This is a genomic window from Sinanaerobacter chloroacetimidivorans (assembly GCF_018128545.1).
GTDB lineage: Bacteria > Bacillota > Clostridia > Peptostreptococcales > Anaerovoracaceae > Sinanaerobacter > Sinanaerobacter chloroacetimidivorans.
In genome coordinates, this window is sequence record NZ_JAGSND010000044.1 from 1 (window position 1) to 3,464 (window position 3,464).

Consider the following 3,464-nt stretch of genomic DNA (forward strand, 5'->3'; position numbering starts at 1 on the left):
GCAACTTCGAACAGTTTATCAGCAACATCCGGGAATTCCTGAGCAAGGGATGAATATCTTACCTGACCCAGGATGAAATCCTTGAAGCTGGTAGTAGGTGCTTTGGAATCCAATGTGAACGGATTCTTTCCTTCCTTCTTCAGCTCCGGATTGAATCTGTAAAGGTGCCAGTAACCTGCATCCACAGCATCTTTGATATTTTCCTGAGCTTTGCCCATTCCCTTTTTAATGCCGTGATTGATACAAGGAGCATACGCAATGATGATGGAAGGTCCGTCATATTTTTCTGCTTCGATGACAGCTTTCATAAACTGATTCTTATCAGCTCCCATACCAACCTGAGCTACATAAACGTATCCATAGGACATGGCCATCATGCCAAGATCCTTTTTCTTGATTCTCTTTCCGGAAGCTGCAAATTTAGCAATCGCAGCAGTCGGAGTGGATTTGGAGGACTGTCCCCCCGTATTGGAATATACTTCCGTATCAAATACAAGGATATTGATATTCTCACCGGATGCAAGTACGTGATCCAATCCGCCGTAGCCGATGTCATAGGCCCAGCCGTCTCCGCCTAATGCCCATACCGATTTCTTCACAAGGAAGTCTTTTCTATCGACAACTTCTTTGATTCCAGTCTTCACTTCTTCGTCGGAAGTTGCAACGGATTCTAAAGCTGCCAGCAATGCTTCACTTGCCGCTCTTGAAGCTGCACCGTCATCTTTTGTTGCAATCCAGTTTTCAATTGCTTCTTTCACATCTACTGCAATATCCTTCTTCAATAATGCATTCAGAGAATCCTCAATCTTTTCTCTCATCTGCTTTGTAGCAACCAGCATGCCTAATCCGTATTCGGCATTATCCTCAAAGAGGGAGTTCGCCCAGGACGGACCTCTTCCATTTTCATCCTTGCAATAAGGAGTGGATGGAGCAGATGCACCCCAGATAGAGGAACAACCTGTGGCATTGGCAATCATCATACGGTCACCATATAGCTGAGTAACGAGCTTAATGTATGGTGTCTCTCCGCACCCTGCGCAAGCACCTGAGAATTCCAGATACGGTTTTGCAAACTGGCTTCCTTTTACAGATTCCTTGGACAGCAGATCATCCTTCAGCGGAAGTTCTGCGCTGTAATTCCAAAGTTCCTTTTCGGATAGCAGGTCTGCAAATGGATGCATTACTAACGCTTTCTGTTTTGCAGGGCAAATATCGGCACAATTTCCGCAGCCCAAACAATCCAGCGGGGAAAGCTGTATTCTATATTCCAGCCCTTCCAGTCCTTTTCCGATAGCTTTCTTTGTTTCAAAGCCTTCCGGTGCATTTGCTTTTTCTTCTTCTGTTACAAGAACAGGTCTGATGGAAGCATGCGGACATACGAAGGAGCACTGATTACATTGGATACAATTTTCCGGTATCCACTTGGGCAAGCTGGTAGCTACACCTCTCTTTTCATAAGCAGCCGTACCGGATGGGAAGGTTCCGTCTTCGATTCCTTCAAAAGCGCTGACAGGAAGGTCATCTCCTTCTTGTCTTGTCATTGGAATCAAGATTTCTTCGATGAATTCTGGAACTTTGCTTTCCTCTTTCTCATGATCCTTAGCATCAGCCCAATCTGCAGGGATTTCTACTTTCTTAATTTCAGTGATCCCTTTATCGATTGCTGCATTATTCATGTCAACAATCTTCTGACCTTTCTTACCATAAGAATGCTCTACTGCTTCTTTCAGGTATGCTACGGCATCCTCCACAGGAATAACATTTGCCAGCTTAAAGAAAGCAGCCTGCATTACCATGTTGATTCTGTTGCCTAATCCAATTTCATTGGCGATATCTGTTGCATCGATGGTATAGAAGTTAATGTTGTTCTTGGCAAGGTATCTCTTCATATGAGCAGGCAGGTGATCGCCCAGTTCCTGATCATTCCAAATACAGTTCAGTACAAAGGTTCCGCCTTTTTTCAGACCCTTCAAAAGATCATACTGTTCTACGTAAGCCTGATTGTGACAGGCAACGAAATCAGCTTCATTGATCAGATAAGTTGACTGAATCTTGCTCTTCCCAAATCGTAAGTGGGAAATAGTGATCCCGCCGGATTTTTTAGAGTCATAGGAGAAGTATCCTTGTGCATAAAGATCTGTTTTATCACCGATGATTTTTATTGCATTTTTATTGGCTCCAACGGTTCCGTCTGATCCAAGTCCCCAGAACTTACATCGGATGGTTCCGGCTGGTTCTGTTGCAATTCCTTCTACTGTTGGAAGGGAGGTAAAGGTCACATCATCGTTAATACCGATGGTGAATTGATCTTTTGGCTCTTTTTCGTCAAGGTTGTTGTACACTGCTACAATCTGTCCGGGAGTCGTGTCTTTTGAACCCAATCCATATCTTCCGCCATAGACTTCTGGAGCGTTCGCATCTCTGTAGTACATGGATCTTACATCAAGATAGAGCGGATCTCCAGGCGCACCAGGCTCTTTCGTTCTGTCTAGAACAGCCAGTCTTTTTACGGTCTTCGGCATTACAGCCTTTAAATATTCCGGTGCAAAAGGTCTATACAGTCTTACTTTAATCAAACCTACTTTTCTTCCCTGTGACAGGAGTAAATTAATGGTTTCTTCAATGGTTTCACAAACGGAACCCATTGCAATAATGACATTTTCTGCTTCTGGATGACCTACGTAATCAAAAGGCTTGTACTCTCTGCCCGTAAGGTCACTGATTTTTTTCATGTAATCTTCTACGATTCCAGGTACGGCTTCAAAGAATTTTGAAGATGCTTCTCTCGCCTGGAAGAAGATATCCGGATTCTGTGCGGTACCGCGTATTACCGGATGCTCCGGATTCAAAGCTTGGTCTCTGAATCGCTGAACTGCTTCCATATCCACTAAATTCTTGAACTCATCATATTCAATTACTTCAATTTTCTGTACTTCATGTGATGTTCTAAAACCGTCAAAGAAATGTAGGAAAGGAATTCTGGATTTAATAGATGCTAGATGTGCGATTCCGCCTAAATCCATAACCTCCTGTACGGAGCTGGATGCAAGCAATGCAAATCCTGTCTGTCTTGCCGACATGACATCGGAATGATCTCCAAAGATACAGAGTGCATGAGCTGCTAATGTTCTTGCACTTACATGAAAGACTCCGGGCAGCAGTTCTCCCGCAATTTTATACATATTGGGAATCATAAGAAGCAGACCTTGGGATGCCGTATAAGTAGTAGTCAAAGCTCCTGCTGCCAGAGATCCATGAACAGCTCCTGCTGCGCCGGCTTCCGATTGCATTTCTACAACTTTAACTTCCTGCCCGAAAATGTTCTTTCTTCCATAGGCTGCCCATTCGTCTACAACTTCGGCCATGGTAGAAGATGGTGTAATCGGGTAAATTGCTGCTACATCTGTAAATGCATAGGATACATGTGCCGCAGCGGTGTTTCCATCCATTGTTTTCATTTTTCT

The 3,464-nt window shown here is 43.9% G+C and carries 1 protein-coding gene; it reads right to left on the minus strand.

Features of this window, described 5'->3' with window-relative positions; translation table 11 throughout:
• Nucleotides 1-3,458 (minus strand): pyruvate:ferredoxin (flavodoxin) oxidoreductase (nifJ, locus tag KCX82_RS22715; RefSeq protein WP_227020721.1); only part of this gene is annotated, 3,458 nt, incomplete at its 3' end.
• Between the last annotated feature and the right edge of the window lie 6 nt (nt 3,459-3,464).